The sequence below is a fragment of the Oryzomicrobium sp. genome (genome assembly GCF_036820405.1).
Classification (GTDB): Bacteria; Pseudomonadota; Gammaproteobacteria; order Burkholderiales; family Rhodocyclaceae; genus Oryzomicrobium.
In genome coordinates this window covers 103,223-125,727 of the sequence record NZ_DAISLS010000003.1, presented here as the reverse complement: position 1 = coordinate 125,727, position 22,505 = coordinate 103,223, and the positions used below count along the sequence as shown (strand labels likewise).

The window sequence follows — 22,505 nt, the reverse complement described above, 5'->3', positions numbered from 1 at the left end:
GCCGATGCCGCCGCGCCCGCGCTTCGCTCCCACGCCGCCCGGACCGACCGGGCGCGCCCCGCTTCAGGAATGCCCCCATGCGCAGCGAAACCCCCGCCCCCATCCTGCTGGCCGACTACACTCCGCCGGCCTACCTGATCGACACCGTGCACCTGGACGTGGACCTGCGCGCCGACGGCACGGTGGTCACCGCCACCCTGGCCTGCGTGCGCAACGCCGGAACCGCCCCCGACGCTCCCCTGGTCCTCGACGGCGAGGAACTGGAAACCCTGGAGGTGGCCGTGGACGGCCAGGCGCTGCCGGCCGATGCCTACCAGCTCGGCACCGAGACCCTGACCGTCGCCAACCTGCCGGCGCGCTTCACCCTGCGCACCCGGGTGCGCATCCAGCCCGACGCCAACACCCAGCTGTCCGGCTTCTACCGTTCCAAGGACGGCTACTTCACCCAGTGCGAGGCCCAGGGCTTCCGCCGCATCACCTGGTTCGCCGACCGCCCCGACGTGATGGCCCGCTTCACCGTCACCCTGCACGCCGACAAGGCCGCCTACCCGGTGCTGCTCGCCAACGGCAACCCGGTGGCCCAGGGCGACGAGGCCGACGGCCGCCACTACGCCACCTGGGAAGACCCGTTCAAGAAGCCCTGCTACCTGTTCGCCATGGTCGCCGCCAAGCTCGACGTGCTGCGCGATACCTTCGCCACCGCCTCCGGCCGCACCGTGCAGCTGGCCATCTACGTCGAGCCGGGCAAGCTCGACCAGTGCCCCCACGCCATGGAAGCGCTGAAGAAGTCGATGGCCTGGGACGAGGGCCGCTTCGGCCTGGAGTGCGACCTGGACCATTACATGATCGTCGCCGTGGGCGACTTCAACATGGGGGCCATGGAGAACAAGGGCCTCAACATCTTCAACACCAAGTACGTGCTGGCCCGGCCCGATGTGGCCACCGACGTGGATTTCGAGAACATCGACCGGGTGGTGGCCCACGAGTACTTCCATAACTGGACCGGCAACCGGGTCACCTGCCGCGACTGGTTCCAGCTGTCCCTGAAAGAGGGCCTCACCGTCTTCCGCGACCAGGAATTCGGCGCTGACACCCACAACCGGGACGTGGCCCGCATCCGCGAAGTGCGCGGCCTGCGCGCCGCCCAGTTCCCCGAGGACGCCGGCCCCATGGCCCACCCGGTGCGCCCGGCCTCCTACATCGAGATCAACAACTTCTACACCGCCACCGTCTATGAAAAAGGCGCGGAAGTGGTTCGCATGATCCAGACCCTGATCGGCCGCGACGGCTTTCGCGCCGGCATGGACGAATACTTCCGCCGCCACGACGGCCAGGCGGTGACCTGCGACGACTTCGTCGCCGCCATGGCGGCCGCCTCGGGTTTCGATTTCACCCAGTTCATGCGCTGGTACCGGGAACCGGGCACCCCCCGGGTCACGGCTGCCTCCGCCTACGACGCCCTGGCCCGGCGCTACACCCTGACCTTTACCCAATCCAACCCCAAGGCCAGCGACAACGCGCCCTACCTGATCCCGATCCGGGTCGCCCTGTTCGACGCTCAAGGCCAGGAGCTGGAAGGCCACAGCCGCACCCTGCTGCTTTCTGAAACCACCCAGACCTTCGCCTTCGAGAACGTGGCCAGCGCCCCGGTGCCCTCGCTGCTGCGCGACTTCTCCGCCCCGGTGCTGCTCGACTACCCCTACACCCCAGCCGAGCTGACCCTGCTGCTGGCGGCCGAGTCCGATCCCTTTAACGCCTGGGAGGCCGGCCAGCGCCTGGCCACCGGCCTGATCCTGGAGGCCACCGCCGCCATTGCCGCCGGCCGCGCCCCGGTGTGGCCGGAAAGCTTCACCGCCGCCGCCCGCACCCTGCTGGCCGGTTACGAAGCCCGGGGCGCCGCCTTCGTCGCCGAAGCCCTCACCCTGCCCGGCGAAGCCACCCTGGCCGAGCTACTCGACGAGGTGAATCCGGACGCCCTGCACGCCGCCCGCAACGGCCTGCGCCGCCACCTGGCCGAAGCCCTGCACGGCGAATTCGCCGCCGCCTACGCCGCCCTGGCTCCCCGTGGCCCCTACGCGCCGAGCGCCGACCAGGCCGGCCGCCGCGCCCTGCGCAACGTCTGCCTGGGCTACCTGCTCGAACTCGACGCGCCGGCCGAGCGCCAGCGCGCCCAGGACCAGTACGCCGGCGCCGACAACATGACCGACCAGTTCGCCGCCCTGGCGGCCCTGGCCAACGCCAATGCCGCCGCCGGCCCGGCCCGCGAGGCCGCCCTGGCCGACTTCTACCAGCGCTGGCAGGGCGAGGCCCTGGTCGTCGACAAGTGGCTGGCGGTGCAGGCCGGCAGCCGCCTGCCCGACACCTTGGCCACGGTGAAGCGCCTGACCGCCCACCCGGCCTTCGACCTGGGCAATCCCAACAAGGTGTACGCCCTGCTGCGCACCTTCGGCGCCAACCTGGTGCGCTTCCACGCCGCCGACGGCAGCGGCTACGCCTTCTTTGCCGAACAGATCAAGGCCCTGGACGCGCGCAATCCCCAGGTGGCTTCGCGCCTGGCCCGCTGCTTCGACCGCTGGAAGAAGTTCGACGCCGGCCGCCAGGCCCACGCCAAGGCCGCCCTGGAAAGCCTGCGCGACCACCCGGGCCTGTCCCGGGATGTGGGCGAAATCGTCATGCGCGCTCTGGGCTGAACGCAGCGATCAAACCGGCCCATCGCTGAACACAAGGCGGGGCGCGGCGTTCCACGGCATGGCCGTGAAGCGCCGCGCCCCGCCTTGTCTTTACGGACGCCTGTCTGGAGATGCCCTACTGGCGCGGGGTTTGACGGGGGAGGTCAATCGCCCCGGGCTGGCGGCACCAGCCGGGCCGCCAGCCCGGCGCAGGCCGCGCCGCACAGGTAGCCCGCCACCACGTCCGCCGGAAAATGGGCGCCGACGCTGACGCGCGAGATGCCCACCCACAGGGCGCCCAGGGCCAGGGCAGCACGCCAGCGGCGCGGGCAGGCCGGCCAGAACACCACGGCCACCAGCATGGCGAAGGTGGAATGGCCGCTGGGCAGGCTGTAGGGCTCGACGGTGGGGGCCAGCACCGCCACGCTGCCTGGGGGCAGGGCCGCCGCCGGGCGGGGCATGTCGAAGCCGTGCTTGGCGGCGCTGACCAGGATCAGGGCCAGGACGCTGGCCACGACGAAGACGCGCAGCAGCCGCGCCAGGGTGCGGGCCTCGGGCAATCGGGCCGTGAGCGTAGTTTGGGGCGCCAGGCGCCGGCAGGCCAGCAGCAGCGCCAGCCCGAGGGCGATCCAGCCCGCGTTCCAGGCACTGCCCAGCCGGGTGCCGGCGAGCATCAGGGTGTCCAGCACCGGGCCGCGCAGGCCGTTGATGGCGGCGAACAGCTCCCGGTTGAGGCCGCCCCAGTCGTAGAGCAGGTGCATCAGCATCGTGCGTTCCCGGCGGGGCGCGGCAGGCCGGCGGCCATGGCTCAGGCCCCGTCCGGCTTGCGGTACAGGGCCACGTAGGCGATGGCGTTGCCGTGGCGCGCCGCCAGGACGAAGCCGGCCTCGGCCGCCAGCCGGTCCACGGTGCTGCGGCGCTGGAAGTGGGGGTCGAAGACCACCTCGGCCACGGCCAGCAGGCCCCCGGGCCGCAGGGCGGCGAAAATCTCCGCCAGGGCCCGTTCCCGCTGGGGGATTTCCCCCAGCACCGTCACCAGGGCCGCCCGGTGGAAACGGTTCCGTTCCAGCCGGCCCTCGCCCAGCCCGGCCTGCACGAAGGCCACGTTGCCAAGGCCGGCGGCCCGGGCCTTGGCCTCGGCCCGGGCGAGCATGCCGGCCTGGAGGTCCACGGCGGTTACCGATCCGGACGGGCCGACCCGCCGGGCCAGGGGCACGGTGACCCGCCCCGGCCCGCAGCCGGCGTCGAGCACCGCCATGCCCGGCTCCGGCGCCAGGCAGTCCACGATGAACGCCGCCCGATTGGTACGGGTGAATGGGTTGTCCAGCTCCACCAGCCAGCGCAGCCACACCGGGCAGGGCAGGGCATGGCGGCGCGAGGCGAGCCGCCAGAGCAGGGCGCCGGCCAGCAACGCGGCCAGGGCGGCAGCGGCGAAGAGCGGGAGGCTGGCGGATTCCATGGTTCCGCCCTTACAGCAGCCGGGTGCCCAGGGGCACCGGCCGGTCCGGCACGCACAGGGCCACTTCGCCGTTTTCGTTGTGGAAGCCGGTGACCAGGCATTCGGACATGAGGGGGCCGATCTGCTTCTTGGGGAAGTTCACCACCGCCACCACCTGTTTGCCGACCAGGTCCTCGGGGCGGTACAGGTGGGTGATCTGGGCGCTGGATTTCTTCACCCCCAGTTCGGGGCCGAAATCCACTTGCAGCACGTAGGCCGGCTTGCGTGCCTCCTTGAACACCTCGGCGGCGACGACGCGGCCGACGCGCAATTCCACCTTGGTGAAGTCGTCCCAGCTGATTTCTTGCATGGCGTGGTTCTCGTGTTCTGCTCGAATGGTGGTTTCATAAAGCGCCCAGGGCCGCCAGGAGAGCGGCGGACAGGTACAGGCCGACTCCGAAGGCCCCATGGGCGAGCAGGCTGCGCAGCCGGGCCACGCCGGGCCGGGGCGTCTTCGCCGCGGCGATGCCGGCGCCCATGCCCGGTTGCAGGATGAGGAAGGGGGCGGCCACGGTCACCAGCCCGGTGGCGAGGGCCGGGCCGAAGGTGGGGGCCCGGGCCCATTCCACCCCGCACACTGCCAGCAGCGCTCCGGCGAAGGCGACGCCGATGGCGTAGTGGGCGCCCCAGCCGATGGCCCGTTCTCCCGCCACCGGCGCGGATGCGGCGATGCCGGCATGGATCAGCCGTCCCTGGGGCAGGTGGCCGATCCAGCGCCCCACCAGGGCGTAATCCAGGGACGGAATGGCGAACAGGCGTTTCATCGCCCAGGCGTAGACGTCCATGACCGCCGTGGCGCCGATGCCGATGAGGAGGGAGGAAAGAAGCAACGTGGGCCAGTCGTGCATGGTCTGCTTTGCGTGGATACGTGGGGGCGCGGGTGGACCGTCCGCAGGGGGCGGGAGGCGCCGGCTCCGGCGCCCCGGGTCAGGCCGAGGCTGGGTCGGCGCTGTGGTAGGCCAGCCAGAAGGATTCCCGGCAGGCGTTCTCGAACACCTGCCGGGCCGGCCGGATCGGTGCGCCGGCGGCGCCGTGGTCGAGCACCTCGTAGGTGATCCAGCATTCGGCGCAGGCCAGGCCGTCGGGAAAATCGTCCTCTTCCACCGTGCGCCGGATCACCGCGCCGTCGGCGAAGCGGTAGGTGGTGACCTCGCGGCGCACCTCCACCCCCTGGTCCTGCCAGGCGCTGCGCTCCACCGCCGCTTCGCGCACGGCGTGGGGGCCGGTCCGGCGGAGGATGGCGCTGACGTAGGGGGCGAGGGTGACCGTGCTCATGGGATAGGGGGATTCAAGCCAGGGCGGGATTCTGGCCGGCGGCGCGGGCCGCGGCCAGTAACGGTTTGTGAGCGTGTGAGCGCTGGGCGCGGGCGGCGCGCAAGGTCAGGGCTGCCAGCGGTAGGGGTAATCCATCTGCGCCGCGATCCGTTCCCGGGCGTTGTGGCCGGCCAGGCGCTCGACCAGGTGCAGGCCCAGGTCGATGGCCGAGGTGACGCCCCGGGCGGTGATTACGGCGCCGCTGTCCACCACCCGGGCATCGGCCACCGTGGCGCAGTAGGGGGCCAGCTCGGAGAAGGCCGAGGGGTGGGTGGTGGCGGCCAGGCCGCGCAGGAAGCCTGCGGCGCCGAGCAGCAGGGCGCCGGTGCAGACCGAGACCTTGAGGGGCGCGTCCCGGGCGGTGCCGAGCCAATCCATGAACGCCCCATCGTGTTGCAACTGCCGGGTGCCGAAGCCGCCTGGGACGAACAGCAGGTCGTAGCCCGCCAGGGACTGGCCGACCCGGTCGGCCTCCAGGCGCAGGCCCCGGTCGTCGGTGACGACGGGCGTCGTGGCGCAGACGTGCCAGTCCAGGTCCGCCATGAACTGCATCGTCTTCAGCCGGGTGAGGGGATCGTAGAAGCCGATGAAGTCCAGGCTGGTCATGCGGTCGAAGACGACCAGGGCGCATTTCATGAGCGGGAGCCTTTCCAGTAGGCGGTTCACGGGGCGGCCCGGGCCGCGAGCAGCACCAGGGCCAGGGCGATGGCGCCGGGGAGCGCCTGGACGAACAGGATCTTGCGGCTGGCCGTGGCGGCGCCGAACACGCCGGCGACGACGACGCAGCCCAGGAAGAAGGTCTTGACGGCCGTGCCTTCCGGCCCGAGCAGCAGGCCCCAGGCCAGGCCGGCGGCCAGGAAGCCGTTGTACAGGCCCTGGTTGGCGGCCAGCGCCTTCGAGGCGGCGGAAAATTCCGGCGTCAGGCCGAATGTCCGGCGGCCCCGGGGCGTGTCCCACAGGAACATTTCCAGCACCAGGAAGTAAAGGTGCAGCAGGGCGACGGCCGCCGTGGCGAGGGCTGCGAGGGTGTGCATGGTGCCGTTCTCCTGGGAGGGGCGATGCCGGGGCGGGCATCCCACCCGTCATGGTAGCGCGGGCCTGGGCCCGGCGCCCGCCACCTGCCATCCGCCGCAGGATTTCCCGTTAGTCCGGTTTGACCTCGACGATGGCCTTCAACGTCAGCGGCACGCCGTTGCGCAGTGAGCTGACGCCGATCACCGAGCGCGCGTGGCCGCAGGCGGGGCCGAAGACCGCGGCGAGCAGGTCCGAGGCGCCATCCAGCACCTGGGCGTGTTCCTCGAACTCGGGCACCGCGTTGAGGGCGCCGTGCAGCTCCACGATCTGGGCGACCGCGTCCAGGGAACCGAGCTTGCTCCGGATCACGGCGATCAGGTCCAGGCAGGCGGAGCGGGCCAGCCCGTAGCCCTCGGCAGCCGAATAGTCGCGCCCCAGCTTGCCTTTCGGCGGCGTGCCGTCGACCGGCAGGGGGGCTTTCCCGGAGATGAACAGCAGGTTCCCCGTGCGCACCGCCGTCGTGTAATTGCCCGCCGGCGGGCTCACCGGCGGCAGTACCAGGCCGAGATCCGCAAACCGTTGTTCTGCGCTCATCGCGGGGCTCCCATGGGTTGCCGGTTGGAGAGGGGTGAGGGGGGACTCAGAGGATGCCCAGAATGCCCAGGCATTCACGCCCCAGGCCGATGCGGGCCTTGAGGGCGCCGTCCAGGGCCGGCTTGGGGGGCATGTCGATGTTCAGGGCGAAGGCATACACCCGGCCGCCTTTTTCCACCCAGCCCACCCACCAGCCCAGGTCCGGGCGGGAGGCGTCGCTCCAGCCGGTCTTGGCGTGCAGGGACCAGCCCGGGCCGCTCTCCAGCAGGGTGATCTCGCGCACGTCGGCCTGGGCCTGCCGGGAAACGGGCAACTCGCCCCGGGCCAGCCGGGCCAGGAAGCGGGTCTGTTCCACGGCGCTGATGGTCAGGGTGCCGTCGACCCAGAAACGGTCCACCGCGGTGCCGATCTCGCCGTTGCCGTAGCCCAGGGCCTTCACGCCGGCCTGCATGCGGGCCAGGCCGGTGCGCCGGGCCAGCTCCTGGTACACCGGGAAGTTGGACACCTTGATCGCCTCGCGCAGCCCCATGTCCTTTTCCCAGGCCTTGTTCCACTGGGGCTTGCCGCCGTAGGGCAGCGCCTGGTCCACGCTGGCAACGGTGCCGCTGTCCAGGCCGATCAGGCTGTTGGGAATCTTGAAGGTGGAGGCGGGAATGAAGCGGGTTTCGGCCCGGGCCCGGTCGTGGCCGATCAGCCGGTCGGCGGCCACGTCATAGACGACGAAGGTGCCGACCAGGCCGGCCCGGGCGAAGGCCGCCGCCAGGCGCGGGTCGTCCTGCCAGTCGCTGGCGTGGAGTGGCAGGGCGAGCAGGGACAGCAGTAGGACGAAGAGTTTTTTCATGATGGGGGCGCCGCGCAGCGGACGCGGGGGGGCGGAAGTGGAACGTGGACAGCAGGGGTGCGCAAAGCACCGTGGGCCGCCAGCCTACCGGGGCGGCCGCGCCGTTTCAATCGGCGGATATGCCGATGCCGGCAGGATGGGGAGCGGCGGGCCCGCCGCCGCCGGCGAAGCGCCAGGTGCCCTTGCCGGCCCGCTTGGCGGCGTACAGGGCGGCGTCGGCGGCCCGCAGCAGGGCGTCCGGGTGGGCGCCGTGGCCGGGGTAGAGGCTCACGCCGATGCTGACGCCGATCTGGATTGCGCTGCCCCCATCCATGTACAGGTCGAAGGGCGGTTCGAGCTGGCGCACCAGGCTGCCCGCCACCGCCGCGGCGACGCTCTCGTCCGGGAGGTCTTCCAGCACCACCACGAATTCGTCCCCGCCCAGGCGGGCGAGGGTGTCGGTGTCGCGCAGCCGAGCGCCGATGCGGCGGGCCACCCGCTTCAGCAGTTCGTCGCCGGTGGCGTGGCCCAGGGTGTCGTTCACCGGCTTGAAGCCGTCCAGGTCGAGGAACAGGACGGCGCACAGGGTGGCGTCGCGCCGCGCCCGCTCGATCGAATGGGCCAGGCGCGAATTGAGCAGCAGCCGGTTGGGCAGGCCGGTCAGGGGGTCGTGGTGGGCCAAAAATTCCAGGTGCGACTTGGCGTGCTGCATCCGGGTCAGGTCCACCCCCACGCCGATGTAATAGAGGGGTTGCCCGGAGCCGTCGCGGATGGCGCTGACGCTCAGCCATTCCTGGTACACGTCGCCGTTGCGCCGGCGGCTCCAGATCTCGCCTTGCCAGGCGCCGGCGGCACGGACGGCCTGCCACATTTCCCGGCAGGCGTCCTGATCCTCGCCGCCGCACTGGAACTGGCCCAGATGGTGGCCGATGACGTCTGCCGCGCTGTATTCGGTGATCCGGCTGAAGGCCGGGTTCACCGCCAGGATGTGGAAATCCAGGTCGGTGATGGCGATGCTTTCCTGGACGTTGCGGAACACCGCGTCGGCCAGTTCCAGCCGGGCATTGGCCGAGCGCAGTTCGGCGGTGCGTTCGGCCACCCGGCGGTCGAGCAGGTCGTTGGCGTCCACCAGGGCGGCATGGGCCCGGCGGCTGCCGGCGAAGTCGCGGCGGACCAGGACGATGGCCGTGGCGGCGATGCCGATCGACAGCAGGGCGCCGCCGGCCACCGCCATCAGGGCCCGCTGGCTGTCGCGGCCGGCGGCGCCGCGCCGGTCGGCCAGGGCGCGCTGCTCGGCGTCGAGCATGTCGCCGACGGCCTGGCGGATGGCGGGCGCCGCGCTGTCCGCCAGGGGCGCCCAGCGGCCCGCCGGGCCCAGGTCGGGTGCCGGGGCCGTGGTGTGTGCACCGAGCAGGGCGGCGACCTTCGCCAAGCGCCCGCCCTGGGCCGATTCGTCGGGCGCCAGTTCGGCGAGGCGGCGGAAGGTCCGTTCCAGGATGCGTTCCGGCCGCCGTTCGGGGTCCGGCGCCGCGTCCCCGGCCAAGGCGCGGGCCAGGCCGGCGCTGGCGGCCTCGTCCAGGGCTGCAAGCATGTTCCGCAGCAGGGCGATCCGCTCATGGCTGCGAGCGGCGTGGCGGGCATCGTCCTCCAGGCGGGAGATGCTGTGGAAGGACAGGGCCGCCACCAGGGCGATGAGGGCGGCCACCAGGTAGAGGCAGCGGATGAACAGGCGCTCGTCGGCGTGGGGGTGCGTCTTGGGCGGCGGGGGCGGAGGCTGGGTGGGGGGAATGGAGGAGAACATCGGGGAGAACATCGCGTCGGTCGGTCGTGCGGCAATGTCGCCTGGATAAGGTAGCGGCCGTGGCCGCCGCTGTATTCAAGATTGGTGCGCGTTTTTCAACATTCGTAAAAGCGCGTGGGCCGGGGGCATTGGCTGCACCTCAACCGGACGGCCGGGCGGCCCGGCGATGCCGCTTGGCATCAGCCGATCATGCGTCGGTAGGTCGCCGGCGAGGTGCCGACCAGGCGCTTGAAGGTGGAGCTGAAATGGGTCTGGCTGGAGAAGCCGCAGATGGCGGCGATGTCGGCCAGGGGCAGCAGCCCTTCGACCAGGAGCTGCCGGGCCCGGCGCACCCGGGTTTCGATCACGTACTGGTGGGGCGTCATGCGAGTCGACACCTTGAAGCGGCGGATGAACTGCACCCGGCTCAGGCCGGCCAGGGCGGACAGGGCGTTGATGGTGATGTTGTGGCCCAGGTTGTCCTCGATGCATTCGAGCACCAGGCGCAACTGGCGCGAACTCAGGCCGTGCCCCTTCCATTGCCGCCGGTGCGGCTTGAGGGCAGGGGCCTGGGGCGAGCGTTGCAGCACGTGGGCGGCCAGGGCCCGGGACAGGTAGCCCATCTTCAGGCCGGCGCCTTGGACGGATTCGTACAGGCCGTGCTTGACCGCCCGCAGGAGCTGTAGCAGGCCCGGATCGTCCAGGGCGAAGCCGCCCAGGCTCGCCGGTTCGGGGGGCGGTCCGGCGAACAGCTGGCTGGCCACTTCGAACAGCACGTCTTCGCGCAGGAACACGTGCAGCACCAGGGTGGGGGCGCCGATCACGTCCAGCACCGAATCCCCGGGCGGGGTGACCGTCACCCGGCCGGCCGGGCCGGAGCCCCGGTATTCCAGGTCGCCGATGAGCCGGTGCAGGGACCATTCGCGCAGGGCGGCGGCGAACCACAGGGCTGGGACCGCCCGGCGCACCGCCACGTGGGGGCGTTCCTCGGCGACCACGGCGTACAGGTCGGTCCAGCCCAGCCCCTCGCTGTCCTTGACGACGGTAACGGCGTCGCCGGCCTCGAAGCAGGTCTGTTCGCGGCTGTATTCGTCCGGATGGGACAAGGGAGCAAGGGAAATTTCCGGGAGCGGAACATGGAAACGCGCATCCGCCATCGATCGACCACCTGAAAGTGCAACGCCGAGTGCTACGGCCAGCAAATCTCCCGGAGCCGCGGCGCCAGCGCTTCAGCGGGCGCTCACGGCCGCCCGGGGAATGCGTTCATGGTGCCGGCAGTCGCCCGGCATATCTTCAAGATTGGTGCCGAAGTTTCCAGGTTCGTATCAAAATCGCCGTGAAAAAATGCCGCCCGACAAAAAAGGCACGGAACGATCCGTGCCTTTTTTGTCGGTTGGGGCGTCGCGGGGACCCGTCAGCCTGGCCGCGCCCCGGCCAGGCGGGCGACGCCGTGGCGCAGCACGCCCCAGCCCAGGGCCAGGGCGAAGGCGGCGGCCAGGCCCCACTTGATCAGGGAACAGGTGCCGGACAGGGTCACCAGCCCGCCGCCGGCCCCGAGCGCCAGGGCGAGCAGATGCAGGTGCAGGGCGTTTTCGGCCAGGTCGCACAGCCCGGCCACGGGCAGGGCCCAGCGGGCGGCGCGGCCCAGGGCCGGCGTGCGCCCGGGCAGCAGGGCGGTGCGGGTGGCCGTCAGGTAGCCGAAGGCAGCGTAGAGGAAGGGGTGGAGGAAGTCGTAGGGGAAATGGGCCCGGTAGGCCGCCACCCCGGCCGGTCCCCAGGCCTCGATCACCCACCAGAAGGCGTCGGGGGTGAAGGCCAGTTGCAGGGCGAAGAGGCTGGGGTTAAGGGGCGCCAGCAGGTGGGCCAGGTTGGCCTGGGAGACGGCGAAGGCCAGGGCGGCGGCCCAGACCGGCAGCAGGGAGGATCGGGCGGAGGCGTTCTGCGGCATGGGGGTGGTGCGGTCAGGCGGTGGCGGCCGGGGTCTTGTCCTTGGGCACCCGCCACAGGTACCAGGCGGCGATGGTGCGGTAGGGGCGCAGGGCGTCGCCGGCGGCGGCCAGTTCGCGCCGCCCCGGGGCGGCGGGCAGGGACTTGAGGCGCCGGTAGCCGTCGCGCACGCCGAAGTCGTCCACCGGCAGGATGTCGAGCCGCTCCAGGGTGTAGATCAGGAACATTTCCACGGTCCAGCGGCCGATGCCGGGCAGGGCGGTGAGGCGCGCCACCAGGGCGTCGTCCTCCAGGGCCAGGGCTTCTTCCCGGCCGGGCACCAGCCCGCTGGCGGCGCCGGCGGCGAGGGCCTGGATGGTGGCGACCTTGCGCGTGGAGAAGCCGCAGGCCCGCAGCGCCTCGGGGGCGGTGGCCAAGATCTGCTGGGGCGTGGGGAAGGGCGCCTCCGGGAAGAGGGCGAGGAAGCGGGCGACCATGGCGTCCGCCGCGCGCACGTGCAGCTGCTGGTAGGCCACGGCGCGGATCAGGGCTTCGTAGGGCTCCCGGGCCGGTTTGGGGGCGTGGGTGCAGGGACCCACCGTGGCCACCAGCCAGGCCCAGTCCGCATCCACGCCGGCCAGGTGGGCGCTGGCATCCCGGTAGGGGACAGGGTTTTCAGGGGCGATGGGGGGCATGAAGGGCAAGGGCGGCGACGGGGAGCGCCAAGCCTATCAGGCATGGGGCGCGGCGGCGCTCCGTTTCTTGCGCTGCCGTGCCGGACGCAGGGGTGCGCCAGTGCGATTCCGGCGGGGCGGCGTGGGAAAATTCGAAAGCAAGCAGCGGAGTGCGGCATCGGGCCGGGCCGGCTACAGTGCGCTCATCCCCTGCCAGAAAACCAGGTGCCATCGTGAAAACCGCTGTCTCCACCCCTCCCTCTATTCCTCCTTCCGCCGACCGGGCGGACCAGGCTGACGCCAAGGCTCCGGCCCGGGAAACAGCCCAGGAACGGACCGACGATCCCCGCTGGGCCGCCCTCGCCGCCCGGGACGCTCGGGCCGATGGCAGCTTCTACTACGGGGTGACCACCACCGGGGTGTATTGCCGCCCGTCTTGCGGCGCCCGGACGCCCTTGCCGGCGCACGTGCGCTTTTTCGCCGACCGGGCTGGCGCCGAGGCGGCAGGGTTCCGCCCCTGCAAGCGCTGCCGGCCGGACCTGCCGCCCCCCGCCGAGCGCCACGCCGCCACGGTGGCCGACGCCTGCCGCCGCATCGCCGCCGCCGACGGGGTGCCCCGGCTGGCGGACCTGGCGGCCGGAGCGGGGATGAGCCCCTACCACTTCCACCGCATCTTCAAGGCCGTCACCGGCCTGACCCCGCACCAGTACGCCGCGGCGGACCGGGCGGCGCGGTTGCGCCAGGCCCTGGCCGAAGGGGGCGGCGTCACCGAGGCGATCTACGCCGCCGGCTTCAACGCCAGCAGCCGGGTCTACGAGAATCCGGCGGCGCTGCTGGGCATGGCGCCGGGCCGCTACCGGGACGGGGGCGCCGGCGAGACGATCCGTTTCGCCATCGGCCAGTGCTCCCTGGGGGCGATCCTGGTGGCGCGCAGCGGGCGCGGGGTGTGCGCCATCCTGCTCGGCGACGACCCCCAGGCTCTGGCGCGGGATCTCCAGGACCGCTTCCCCCGGGCCGAGCTGGTGGGCGGCGACGCCGGGTTCGAGGACTGGGTGGCCCGGGTGGTGGGCTTCGTGGATGCGCCCCGGCTGGGCCTGGACCTTCCCTTGGACCTGCGCGGCACCGCCTTCCAGCAACGGGTCTGGCAGACCCTGCGCGCCATTCCGCCGGGGCAGACCGCCACTTACACCGAGATCGCCGAACGCATCGGCGCCCCCCGAGCGGTGCGCGCCGTGGCCCAGGCCTGCGCCGCCAACCCCCTGGCGGTGGCCATTCCCTGTCACCGGGTGGTGCGCAGCGACGGCGGCCTGGCCGGCTACCGCTGGGGCGTGGAGCGTAAGCGCAGCCTGCTCGACCGGGAGTCGGAGGAATGAGCGTTCCCGTCGGGCGGTTCATGCCCCTGCCCGGAAAGCCAATAGGGACGGGCATCTCCGATGGAGTGGTCCGGAGAGTGGCGCCCTGCCTTGATCGGCGCCGGTGCCTTTCGGAAAACCAATAGGGGCGTGGGGTTTGCACAAGGCTATGCGAGGATGCGCGCTCCGGCGGGCTGTGCATCCGCCAGTTTTTATCGCCATTGAATCCCGCGATCCGTCATGACCCTGGACCTGTTCGGCCCGCCCGAGGCGGGCATCGACCCGACGCCGCCCTGGCGCGAGGACATCGCCCCGGGGGCCGTCCTGCTGCGCCGCCATGCCCTGGCCGGCATGGATGAACTGCTCGCCGCCCTGGCGGCGGTGGCGGCCGCGGCGCCCTTCCGCTGCATGGTCACCCCCGGTGGCCTGGCCATGTCGGTGGGCATGACCAACTGCGGTGCCCTGGGCTGGGTGAGCGACTGCCACGGCTACCGCTATGCGCCGTGCGATCCGGACAGCGGCCGGCCCTGGCCGGCCATGCCGCCCGCCTTTGCCCGCCTGGCGGCGGAGGCGGCCGCTGCCGCCGGGTTCGCCGGCTTTGCCGCCGACGCCTGCCTGATCAACAGCTACGCCCCGGGCACCCGCCTCTCCCTGCACCAGGACAAGAACGAGCGGGACTTGCGCCAGCCCATCGTCACCGTGTCCCTGGGGCTGCCGGCCACCTTCCTCTTCGGCGGGCCGCGCCGGGAGGACCGGACCACTCGCCATCTGCTCACCCACGGGGACGTGGCGGTGTGGGGCGGCCCGGCGCGGCTGCATTTCCACGGCGTGCTGCCGGTGCGGGAGGGGGATCACCCCGTGCTCGGCCCCCGGCGCGTCAGCCTGACCTTCCGTAAGGCGGGCTAGGGGGGGCCGGCCGCCGCCTACAGGGCGACCAGTTGCAGCTTGATGGCCACGTCCAGCGCCAGGGCGGCGGCGAGCAGGGACCAGGCGGCCACCTTGCAGCAGCGGGCCAGGGCGCGGTTGTGGCGCCCGTTGCCGCGCCGGTCGTAGCGGTCCGCGACGGCGCTGCCGAGCAGCAGCGCCGCGCACAGGATGGTGGCGAACATCAGCCAGATCGGTAGGCCGTGCAGGTGGAGGCCGCCGCTGCGCTTGCCCGGGATGTACAGGTCGTCGTAATGGATGCCGAGCAGGCCGTAGCCCACCAGGGCCGCGCCGGCGAGGAAGCTGCCCCAGCGGATGCCCAGGGGGGCCTGGGCGGACGCAAAATCCGCACGCCGGGCCGTGTCCGCCGCCAGGACGGCCCGGGCCTCGGCCAGCAGGGCGGCCATGTCGTCGGCCAGCTTGGGTTTGAGCAGCAGGGGCGGCCGGGCCTGGTCGAGCAGGAACTGGGCGTACAGCCAGCGCTTGTTGGTGATCCGGGCCAGGGTGTCGAGGGCCTCGCGGATTTCGGCGTTGCCCGGCGCCGGCACGGCGGGGTCGGCAAAGGAGCGGCTCAACTGGTTGATGAGCGCGGCGATGGCATCGAGGCGGACGGTCATGGCGGGACGGGCGAGGGCGTTGAAAAGGTTGCCCGGCGATTGCCCGGGTAGTCGCTATTATCCCAAATGTATATTGATTTGCGGCATTGCAGTTGCCGATGTCCTGACTGCCGGCCTGCCGCCGCCCACGGGGCCGGTGTTTCGGCCCGGTTCGGCTCAGGTGCCGTAGGCGGTCAGCACGATGTCGGCGGCGGCCGTGCGCAGGGGGATCAGGGCTTGGTAGGCGGGGGAGGCGTGCCAGGCGTCGAGGGCGGCCTGGTCGGGAAAGCGGATCACCACCACGTGGGCGTGGGGCTGGCGGCCGGCCAGGTCGCCCAGGCGGGCGCCGCGGAACACCAGTTCGCCGCCCCAGGGGGCCAGGGTGGTCGGCACCTGGCTACGGTAGTCGGCCCAGCGCTGCGGGTCTTTGACGGTGATGTGGCCGATGACGTAGGCGTGACTCATGGGAATCTCCTCCGGGGGGGGCGGTTGCCGGCACGGGCGGCGGGCATGGCAGCGGCCACGGTCGGGCGGTGCAAGGATCGGTTCGCCGCGCCGGCCGGCAGCCCTGCCAGGCGTTGCCCGGCCCGGAGCCGGCCGGCCGTTGCCGGGTTCAGCGGCCGGAAAAGCGCGGCTTTTCCTTGGCGAAGAAGGCGCGCAGGCCTTCCTTGTAGTCGTCGGTGGCGAGGAAGGCGAAGGATTCGGCCTTTTCCCCGGCCGTCAGCGGGGCGTCGTGGAGCAGGCGGCGCACCCACTGCTTGTGCCAGCGCGCCACCAGAGGGGCGCCGGCGGCGATGCGGCGGGCGGTGGCGTCCACTTCGGCGGCCAGGGTGCCGTCGTCCACCACCCGGGTAAGCAGGCCCTTGGCGTAGGCTTCCGCAGCGGCGAAGACCCGGCCTTCGAGGAGAATTTCCAGCACCACGGCGGGGCCGGCGAGGCGGACCAGGCCGGCCATTTCGCCGGGGTACATGGAAAAGCCCAGGCGGTTGATCGGTGCGCCGAAGCGGGACGAGGCGGTGGCGATGCGCAGGTCGCAGGCGGCGGCGATCTCCAGCCCGCCGCCGATGCACGGGCCGTCGATGGCGGCCACCGTGGGCAGGGGGCAGTCGGCGATGGCGTCGAGGGCCGGGGCCACCCGCTCGTCGTGGTAGTGCAGGGCCTGGTCCAGGGTGGTGCGCAGGGTGAGGAATTCTTCCAGGTCGCCGCCGGCGGCGAAGGCCGGGGTGGCCCCGTCCGGCTCGCCGGTGATGACCACCACCCGCAGTTCGCTGCCCGGAGCGTCGGCCTCGCGGCGCAGGTCGTCCAGGGCGGCCTTCAGCTCGCCCCACATGGCGTAGTCGACGGCGTTGAGCTTGCCCGGGTTGGCCAGGGCGACGGTGGCCACCGGCCCTTGCCGGCGGGTGTGGATCGCGCCGCCCACGGTCAGGAGGAGCGGACGGCGTCGCCGCGGGCCGGCGAGGACTGGGTGGCTTGGGCGGCTTGGGCGGTGCCGGATTCGCCGGCCAGGTTCTTGGTGACCGCCTCGCGGCCGGCCATCAGGTGGTCGCGCATCAGGCTCTCGGCCAGGGCCGGGTCGCCCTTGAGCACGGCGGCGAGGATGGTCCGGTGCTCTTCCAGGGACTGTTGCAGCCGGCCTTCGGCGGACAGGGAGTGGAGCCGGGTGAGCTTGAGCACCTTGCGCAGGTCCTGGATCACCTGGAGCAGCCAGCGGTTGCCGGTGATGGCCTGGAGGGTGCGGTGGAATTCCTGGTTGGCCTCGAAGAAGCGCGGGATGTCGCCGTCCCGGGCGGCCTGTTCCAGGTCGTCGTGGAGGGACTGGAGGCGTTCCCGGTCGGCGGCGCTGGCGCGCTCGGTGGCTTCGAAGGCGCAGCGGCCTTCGAGCAGGGCCATCAGCGGGAAGATGTCGCTGATGTCCTTGGGCGACAGCTCGGTGACGTAGCAGCCGCGACGGGGCTTGAGGATCACCAGCCCCTCGGCGGCGAGCACCTTGAGGGCCTCGCGCAAGGGGGTGCGGGAGATGCCGTATTGTTCGGCGATGGCCTGTTCGTCGATCCACGCGCCGGGTTTCAGCTCGTGGGCGAAAATACGCTGGCGAAGCCGCTCCGCCACCTCTTCATAGAGGGCTGGCTGGGCGATGCGATGGCCGGTCATGTTCCGTTTTCTCTCCCTGGGCGTGGGCGGGTGGCGCTCACTGCCGCCGGTGGTTGCATTCATAATTATGGATAACGTATTATCGAAGGTTTCCGCTGTCAAGCTGCGCCGTGAATTGCAAGGGGCATAATCTCTCTCCACCCTTGTTGGCGCGCCCGCTCAGGATGCGGTGCCCGGTCTGCCGGCGCCGTGCCGGCGGGTATGGCTGGACGGAACAGAACGCGGACCAGAACGAAAAGTGCCCCGGCGCCGGGGCCGAACACGAGGTGATGCCATGACCGAACCGACCCAACGCAACTCCGACCACCTGGATCAGTGGGAGAAGGCTGCCGCCAAGCAGGCTCCCGGCGGCGATGTCGCCAACCTGAACTGGGTGACTCCGGAAGGGCTTACGGTCAAGCCGTTGTATACGGCCAAGGACGTGGCCGGGCTGGAGTATACCGATACCCTGCCGGGCTTCGCCCCCTTCGTGCGCGGCCCCCAGCCGACCATGTACGCGGTCAAGCCGTGGACCATCCGCCAGTATGCCGGTTTCTCCACCGCCGAGGAATCCAACGCCTTCTACCGCAAGGCCCTCGCCGCCGGCGGCCAGGGCGTTTCCGTGGCCTTCGACCTGGCCACCCACCGGGGCTACGACTCGGACAATCCCCGGGTGCTGGGCGACGTGGGCAAGGCCGGCGTGGCGATCGATTCGGTCGAGGACATGAAGATCCTCTTCGATGGCATCCCCCTCGACAAGATTTCCGTGTCCATGACCATGAACGGCGCCGTGCTGCCGATCTTGGCCGGCTACATCGTGGCCGCGGAAGAGCAGGGCGTGCCGCAAGAGAAGCTGTCGGGCACCATCCAGAACGACATTCTCAAAGAATTCATGGTGCGGAACACCTACATCTATCCGCCCAAGCCGTCGATGAAGATCATCTCCGACATCTTCGGCTACACCGCCCAGCACATGCCCAAGTTCAACTCGATCTCGATCTCGGGCTACCACATCCAGGAGGCGGGCGCGAACCAGGCCATCGAGCTGGCGTTCACCCTGGCCGACGGCATGGAATACGTGCGCACCGGCATTGCCTCGGGCCTCGACGTGGACGCCTTCGCCGGGCGCCTGTCGTTCTTCTGGGCGGTGGGCATGAACTTCTACCTGGAAATCGCCAAGATGCGCGCCGGCCGCCTGCTGTGGCACCGCATCATGAGCCAGTTCGAGCCGAAGAACCCCAAGTCGCTGATGCTGCGCACCCACAGCCAGACCTCCGGCTGGTCCCTGACCGAGCAGGACCCCTACAACAACGTGGTGCGCACCACCATCGAGGCCATGGCGGCCGTGTTCGGCGGCACCCAGTCCCTGCACACCAACGCTCTGGACGAAGCCATCGCCCTGCCCACCGAGTTCTCGGCGCGCATTGCCCGCAACACCCAGCTGATCATCCAGGAAGAGACCCACATCTGTAACGTGGTGGACCCGTGGGCCGGCTCCTACATGATGGAAAAGCTGACCCAGGACATGGCCGACAAGGCCTGGAGCATCATCCAGGAGATCGAGGCCATGGGCGGCATGACCAAGGCCGTGGAATCCGGCTGGGCCAAGATGCAGGTGGAAACCTGCGCCGCCGACAAGCAGGCCCGCATCGACTCGGGCAAGGACGTAATCGTCGGCGTCAACAAGTACAAGCTGGCCAAGGAAGACCAGATCGACATTCTGGACATCGACAACCACGCCGTGCGCGAAGCCCAGATCGCCCGCCTCAAGAAGATTCGCGAGACCCGCGACGGCGCCGCCGTCCAGGCCGCCCTGGCCGCCCTGACCCAGTCCGCCGAGAGCGGCGAGGGCAACCTGCTCGACCTGGCGGTCAAGGCCATCCGCCTGCGCGCCACGGTGGGCGAAGTGTCCGACGCCCTGGAAAAGGTGTTCGGCCGTTTCCGTGCCAACAACCAGACCATTTCCGGTGTCTATGGAGGCGTCGTGGAAGGCGAGAACAGCTGGGAATCCCTCAAGGCCGAGGTGGCCAAGTTCGCCGAGGAAGAGGGGCGCCGCCCCCGCATCATGATCGCCAAGCTGGGCCAGGACGGCCACGACCGGGGCGCCAAGGTGGTGGCCACCGCCTTCGCCGACCTGGGCTTCGACATCGACATGGGCCCCCTCTTCCAGACCCCGGAAGAGGCCGCCCGCCAGGCCGTGGAAAACGACGTGCACGCCATCGGCGTGTCGTCCCTGGCCGCCGGGCACAAGACTCTGCTGCCGGCCCTGGTGAATTCCCTCAAGGAACAGGGCGCCGACGACATCATCGTCTTCGCCGGCGGCGTGATTCCGGCCCAGGACTACGACTTCCTGTACCAGGCCGGCGCCAAGGCCATCTTCGGCCCGGGCACCCGCATCGAGGATTCCGCCAAGCGGGTCCTGGAAGAAATCCGCAAGGCCCGCGGCTAAGTTCCGATGACCGGGATTACCGGGACTTCCGGAATGGCCGCATCCGCCGGCGCCGCCACGGCCGCCGGCGGCGCGCCGTTGCCCCCTGCCGACCAATCCCTGGTGGACGGGGTGCTGGCGCGGCAGCGGCGCGCCCTGGCCAAGTCCATCACCCTGATCGAATCGACCCGGCGCGACCACCAGGAGCGGGCCCAGCAGGTGCTGGGCGCCCTCATGCCGCATACCGGCCGGGCCATCCGCATCGGCATCTCCGGCGTGCCCGGCGCCGGCAAGTCCACCTTCATCGAGGCCCTGGGCACCTACCTCATCGACCGGGGGCACCGCCTGGCGGTGCTGGCGGTGGACCCCTCGTCCTCGGTGACGGGCGGTTCCATCCTGGGCGACAAGACGCGCATGGAGACCCTGTGCCAGCGCGAGGAGGCCTTCATCCGCCCGAGCCCGTCCGCTGGCAGCCTGGGCGGCGTCGCCGAGAAGACCCGGGAGGCCATGCTGCTGTGCGAGGCCGCCGGCTTCGACGTGATCATCGTCGAGACCGTCGGCGTCGGCCAGTCGGAAACCGCCGTGGCCGGCATGGTGGACATGTTCTGCCTGCTGCAGCTGCCCAACGCCGGCGACGACTTGCAGGCGATCAAGAAGGGCATCGTCGAGATCGCCGACATGGTGGTCATCAACAAGGCCGACATCGACCCCCGCGCCGCCCAGGTGGTGCGCGCCCAGTGGAAGAACGCCCTGCACTTCCTGCGCCACGCCAGCCCGCACTGGGCGCCGCCGGTGCTGACCCTGTCGGCCCTGCACAAGGAAGGCATCGTCGAGTTCTGGGAACAGGTCCTGGCCTACCGGGACGCCCTCACCCCCAGCGGCGAGTTCGAGGCCAAGCGCCGCCACCAGGCCCGGGCCTGGATGTGGAACCTGATCGATTCCGGCCTGCGCCAGTTCTTCCGCCATCATCCGGCGGTGCAGGCCGATCTGCCCGGCCTGCTCGACCAGGTGGATGCCGGACGCACCACGCCGACGGCGGCGGCCTACCGCCTGCTCGGCCACTTGCAGGCTCCGCCTGCCCCCAACATTGCGGCGGGTTCGGCGTCGGCCGACGCCAGCCCGCTGTGAGCCATGATTTCATGGCGCTCCGTTAGACAGTAGAACGCGAACTCTTCCGAGGGAGATTTTTATGCACGACATCATTCATCTGCTGGAGAAAAAGCGCGAAGCCGCCCGCCTCGGCGGTGGCCAGAAGCGCATCGACAGCCAGCACGCCAAGGGCAAGCTGACCGCCCGCGAACGCATCGAGCTGCTGCTCGACCCGGGCTCCTTCGAAGAGTGGGACATGTTCAAGGAGCACCGCTGCACCGACTTCGGCATGGCCGAGACCAAGAACCCGGGCGACGGCGTGGTGACCGGCTACGGCACCATCAACGGCCGCGTGGTGTTCGTGTTCTCCCAGGACTTCACCGTGTTCGGCGGCTCCCTGTCCGAAACCCACGCCGAGAAGATCTGCAAGGTCATGGACCACGCCATGAAGGTCGGCGCCCCGGTGATCGGCCTCAACGACTCGGGCGGCGCCCGCATCCAGGAAGGCGTGGCCTCCCTGGGCGGCTACGCCGACGTGTTCCAGCGCAACGTCATGGCCTCCGGCGTGATCCCGCAGATCTCCATGATCATGGGCCCCTGCGCCGGCGGCGCTGTGTATTCCCCGGCCATGACCGACTTCATCTTCATGGTGAAGGATTCCTCCTACATGTTCGTCACCGGCCCTGAAGTGGTGAAGACCGTGACCCACGAGGAAGTGACCGCCGAGGAACTGGGCGGCGCCGTGACCCACACCAGCAAGTCCGGCGTGGCCGACCTGGCCTTCGAGAACGACGTGGAGGCGCTCAACTACCTGCGCCGCCTGGTGAACTTCCTGCCCGCCAACAACCGGGAAAAGCCCCCGGTGCAGCCCACCAGCGACCCGGCCGACCGCCTGGATTACTCGCTGGACACCCTGGTGCCGGACAACGCGAACAAGCCCTACGACATGAAGGAACTGATCATCAAGATGGTTGATGACTGTGACTTCTTCGAGATCCAGCCCGACTACGCCAAGAACATCATCACCGGCTTCGCCCGCTTCGACGGCCACCCGGTGGGCATCGTCGCCAACCAGCCCCTGGTGCTGGCCGGCTGCCTGGACATCAAGTCCTCGATCAAGGCCGCCCGCTTCGTGCGCTTCTGCGACGCCTTCAACATCCCGGTGGTGACCCTGGTGGACGTCCCGGGCTTCATGCCCGGCACCTCCCAGGAATACGGCGGCATCATCAAGCACGGCGCCAAGCTGCTCTACGCCTACGCCGAATGCACCGTGCCCAAGGTCACCCTGATCACCCGCAAGGCCTACGGCGGCGCCTACGACGTGATGTCGTCCAAGCACCTGCGTGGCGACGTGAACTTCGCCTGGCCCTCCGCCGAGATCGCCGTGATGGGCCCCAAGGGCGCCGTGGAGATCATCTTCCGCGAAGAGAAGAACGACCCCGCCAAGCTGGCCGAGCGCGAAGCCGAGTACAAGGCCAAGTTCGCCAACCCCTTCGTGGCCGGCGCCCGCGGCTTCATCGACGACGTGATCATGCCCCACGAGACCCGCAAGCGCATCTGCCGCTCCCTGGCCATGCTGCGCGACAAGAAGGTCGAGAATCCGTGGCGCAAGCACGGCAACATCCCGCTCTGATCAACGATTAACCGCATTCGACACGGAGGCCGCTCCTCTGTGTTCTCTGTGTTGAGAGAGGTTG

General features: G+C 70.5%; 23 protein-coding genes. 6 read left to right on the top strand and 17 right to left on the bottom strand.

Annotated features, from left to right (window positions below; genetic code table 11):
* Window positions 1-77 precede the first annotated feature (77 nt).
* Window positions 78-2,690, top strand: coding sequence for an aminopeptidase N (gene pepN, locus V7Z98_RS03645; RefSeq protein WP_334157029.1), 2,613 nt, complete (start codon window positions 78-80; stop codon window positions 2,688-2,690).
* Between the two features lie 143 nt (window positions 2,691-2,833).
* On the opposite strand, the gene V7Z98_RS03640 is transcribed toward pepN, so the two are convergent.
* The 13 genes from V7Z98_RS03640 to V7Z98_RS03580 all read right to left on the bottom strand — a co-directional run bounded on the left by V7Z98_RS03640 (window position 2,834) and on the right by V7Z98_RS03580 (window position 12,310).
* Entirely contained in the window at window positions 2,834-3,436 is a 603-nt protein-coding gene (locus V7Z98_RS03640; RefSeq protein WP_334157028.1) for a phosphatase PAP2 family protein, read from the bottom strand.
* A 41-nt stretch (window positions 3,437-3,477) separates the two neighbouring features.
* Window positions 3,478-4,128 carry a class I SAM-dependent methyltransferase gene (locus V7Z98_RS03635; protein WP_334157027.1) on the bottom strand — a complete coding sequence of 217 codons (651 nt, stop codon included), beginning with the start codon at window positions 4,126-4,128 and terminating at the stop codon, window positions 3,478-3,480.
* 10 nt (window positions 4,129-4,138) lie between these two features.
* On the bottom strand, window positions 4,139-4,477 hold the full coding sequence (locus tag V7Z98_RS03630) for a tRNA-binding protein (protein ID WP_293263206.1): 339 nt from the start codon (window positions 4,475-4,477) through the stop codon (window positions 4,139-4,141).
* Window positions 4,478-4,511: 34 nt separating this feature from the next.
* Window positions 4,512-5,015 (bottom strand): DUF2938 domain-containing protein, encoded by a 504-nt coding sequence (locus V7Z98_RS03625; protein ID WP_334157026.1) that lies wholly within the window; start codon window positions 5,013-5,015, stop codon window positions 4,512-4,514.
* A 79-nt stretch (window positions 5,016-5,094) separates the two neighbouring features.
* Window positions 5,095-5,442, bottom strand: coding sequence for a hypothetical protein (locus tag V7Z98_RS03620; protein WP_334157025.1), 348 nt, complete (start codon window positions 5,440-5,442; stop codon window positions 5,095-5,097).
* A gap of 105 nt (window positions 5,443-5,547) precedes the next feature.
* Window positions 5,548-6,117 (bottom strand): DJ-1/PfpI family protein, encoded by a 570-nt coding sequence (locus V7Z98_RS03615; RefSeq protein ID WP_334157024.1) that lies wholly within the window; start codon window positions 6,115-6,117, stop codon window positions 5,548-5,550.
* 26 nt (window positions 6,118-6,143) lie between these two features.
* Window positions 6,144-6,515 (bottom strand): DUF1304 domain-containing protein, encoded by a 372-nt coding sequence (locus V7Z98_RS03610; protein ID WP_293263198.1) that lies wholly within the window; start codon window positions 6,513-6,515, stop codon window positions 6,144-6,146.
* Between the two features lie 109 nt (window positions 6,516-6,624).
* Window positions 6,625-7,089, bottom strand: a complete 465-nt coding sequence (locus V7Z98_RS03605) for a RidA family protein (protein WP_334157023.1) — start codon at window positions 7,087-7,089, stop codon at window positions 6,625-6,627.
* Between the two features lie 46 nt (window positions 7,090-7,135).
* On the bottom strand, window positions 7,136-7,930 hold the full coding sequence (gene blaOXA, locus V7Z98_RS03600) for a class D beta-lactamase (protein WP_334157022.1): 795 nt from the start codon (window positions 7,928-7,930) through the stop codon (window positions 7,136-7,138).
* 106 nt (window positions 7,931-8,036) lie between these two features.
* On the bottom strand, window positions 8,037-9,722 hold the full coding sequence (locus tag V7Z98_RS03595; RefSeq protein ID WP_334157021.1) for a diguanylate cyclase domain-containing protein: 1,686 nt from the start codon (window positions 9,720-9,722) through the stop codon (window positions 8,037-8,039).
* 167 nt (window positions 9,723-9,889) lie between these two features.
* Window positions 9,890-10,795, bottom strand: coding sequence for a helix-turn-helix domain-containing protein (locus tag V7Z98_RS03590; protein ID WP_293263190.1), 906 nt, complete (start codon window positions 10,793-10,795; stop codon window positions 9,890-9,892).
* Window positions 10,796-11,103: 308 nt separating this feature from the next.
* Window positions 11,104-11,637, bottom strand: a complete 534-nt coding sequence (locus V7Z98_RS03585) for a hypothetical protein (RefSeq protein WP_334157020.1) — start codon at window positions 11,635-11,637, stop codon at window positions 11,104-11,106.
* 13 nt (window positions 11,638-11,650) lie between these two features.
* Window positions 11,651-12,310, bottom strand: a complete 660-nt coding sequence (locus tag V7Z98_RS03580) for a DNA-3-methyladenine glycosylase family protein (protein WP_334157019.1) — start codon at window positions 12,308-12,310, stop codon at window positions 11,651-11,653.
* A gap of 212 nt (window positions 12,311-12,522) precedes the next feature.
* Here V7Z98_RS03580 and ada point away from each other — a divergent pair, with 212 nt between their 5' ends.
* Together ada and alkB are read left to right on the top strand one after the other, a co-directional pair.
* Window positions 12,523-13,662 (top strand): bifunctional DNA-binding transcriptional regulator/O6-methylguanine-DNA methyltransferase Ada, encoded by a 1,140-nt coding sequence (gene ada / locus V7Z98_RS03575; protein ID WP_334157018.1) that lies wholly within the window; start codon window positions 12,523-12,525, stop codon window positions 13,660-13,662.
* Window positions 13,663-13,881: 219 nt separating this feature from the next.
* Window positions 13,882-14,547, top strand: coding sequence for a DNA oxidative demethylase AlkB (gene alkB, locus V7Z98_RS03570; protein ID WP_334157017.1), 666 nt, complete (start codon window positions 13,882-13,884; stop codon window positions 14,545-14,547).
* Window positions 14,548-14,564: 17 nt separating this feature from the next.
* Here the strand turns inward: alkB and V7Z98_RS03565 are convergent, their stop codons facing one another.
* From V7Z98_RS03565 to V7Z98_RS03550, 4 genes are all read right to left on the bottom strand, one after another.
* Window positions 14,565-15,182: a hypothetical protein gene (locus V7Z98_RS03565; RefSeq protein WP_334157016.1), complete on the bottom strand. Its 618-nt coding sequence runs from the start codon at window positions 15,180-15,182 to the stop codon at window positions 14,565-14,567.
* Window positions 15,183-15,338: 156 nt separating this feature from the next.
* A complete protein-coding gene (locus V7Z98_RS03560) occupies window positions 15,339-15,626 on the bottom strand; it encodes a DUF1330 domain-containing protein (RefSeq protein ID WP_334157015.1) in 288 nt (95 codons plus the stop codon).
* Window positions 15,627-15,774: 148 nt separating this feature from the next.
* Complete coding sequence (locus V7Z98_RS03555) at window positions 15,775-16,581, bottom strand: enoyl-CoA hydratase/isomerase family protein (RefSeq protein WP_442951807.1); 807 nt, start codon at window positions 16,579-16,581, stop codon at window positions 15,775-15,777.
* Window positions 16,582-16,583: 2 nt separating this feature from the next.
* Window positions 16,584-17,312 carry a GntR family transcriptional regulator gene (locus tag V7Z98_RS03550; RefSeq protein ID WP_334157013.1) on the bottom strand — a complete coding sequence of 243 codons (729 nt, stop codon included), beginning with the start codon at window positions 17,310-17,312 and terminating at the stop codon, window positions 16,584-16,586.
* A 274-nt stretch (window positions 17,313-17,586) separates the two neighbouring features.
* On the opposite strand from V7Z98_RS03550, the gene scpA reads away from it, so the two are divergent.
* The 3 genes from scpA (at window position 17,587) to V7Z98_RS03535 (ending at window position 22,441) form a co-directional block, all read left to right on the top strand.
* The gene (gene scpA, locus V7Z98_RS03545) at window positions 17,587-19,740 is read left to right on the top strand and encodes a methylmalonyl-CoA mutase (protein ID WP_293263174.1); all 2,154 of its coding nucleotides are present in this window, start codon (window positions 17,587-17,589) and stop codon (window positions 19,738-19,740) included.
* A 33-nt stretch (window positions 19,741-19,773) separates the two neighbouring features.
* Entirely contained in the window at window positions 19,774-20,847 is a 1,074-nt protein-coding gene (meaB, locus tag V7Z98_RS03540; protein ID WP_334157012.1) for a methylmalonyl Co-A mutase-associated GTPase MeaB, read from the top strand.
* Between the two features lie 61 nt (window positions 20,848-20,908).
* Window positions 20,909-22,441, top strand: coding sequence for an acyl-CoA carboxylase subunit beta (locus V7Z98_RS03535; RefSeq protein ID WP_293263170.1), 1,533 nt, complete (start codon window positions 20,909-20,911; stop codon window positions 22,439-22,441).
* The last annotated feature ends 64 nt before the right edge of the window (window positions 22,442-22,505 follow it).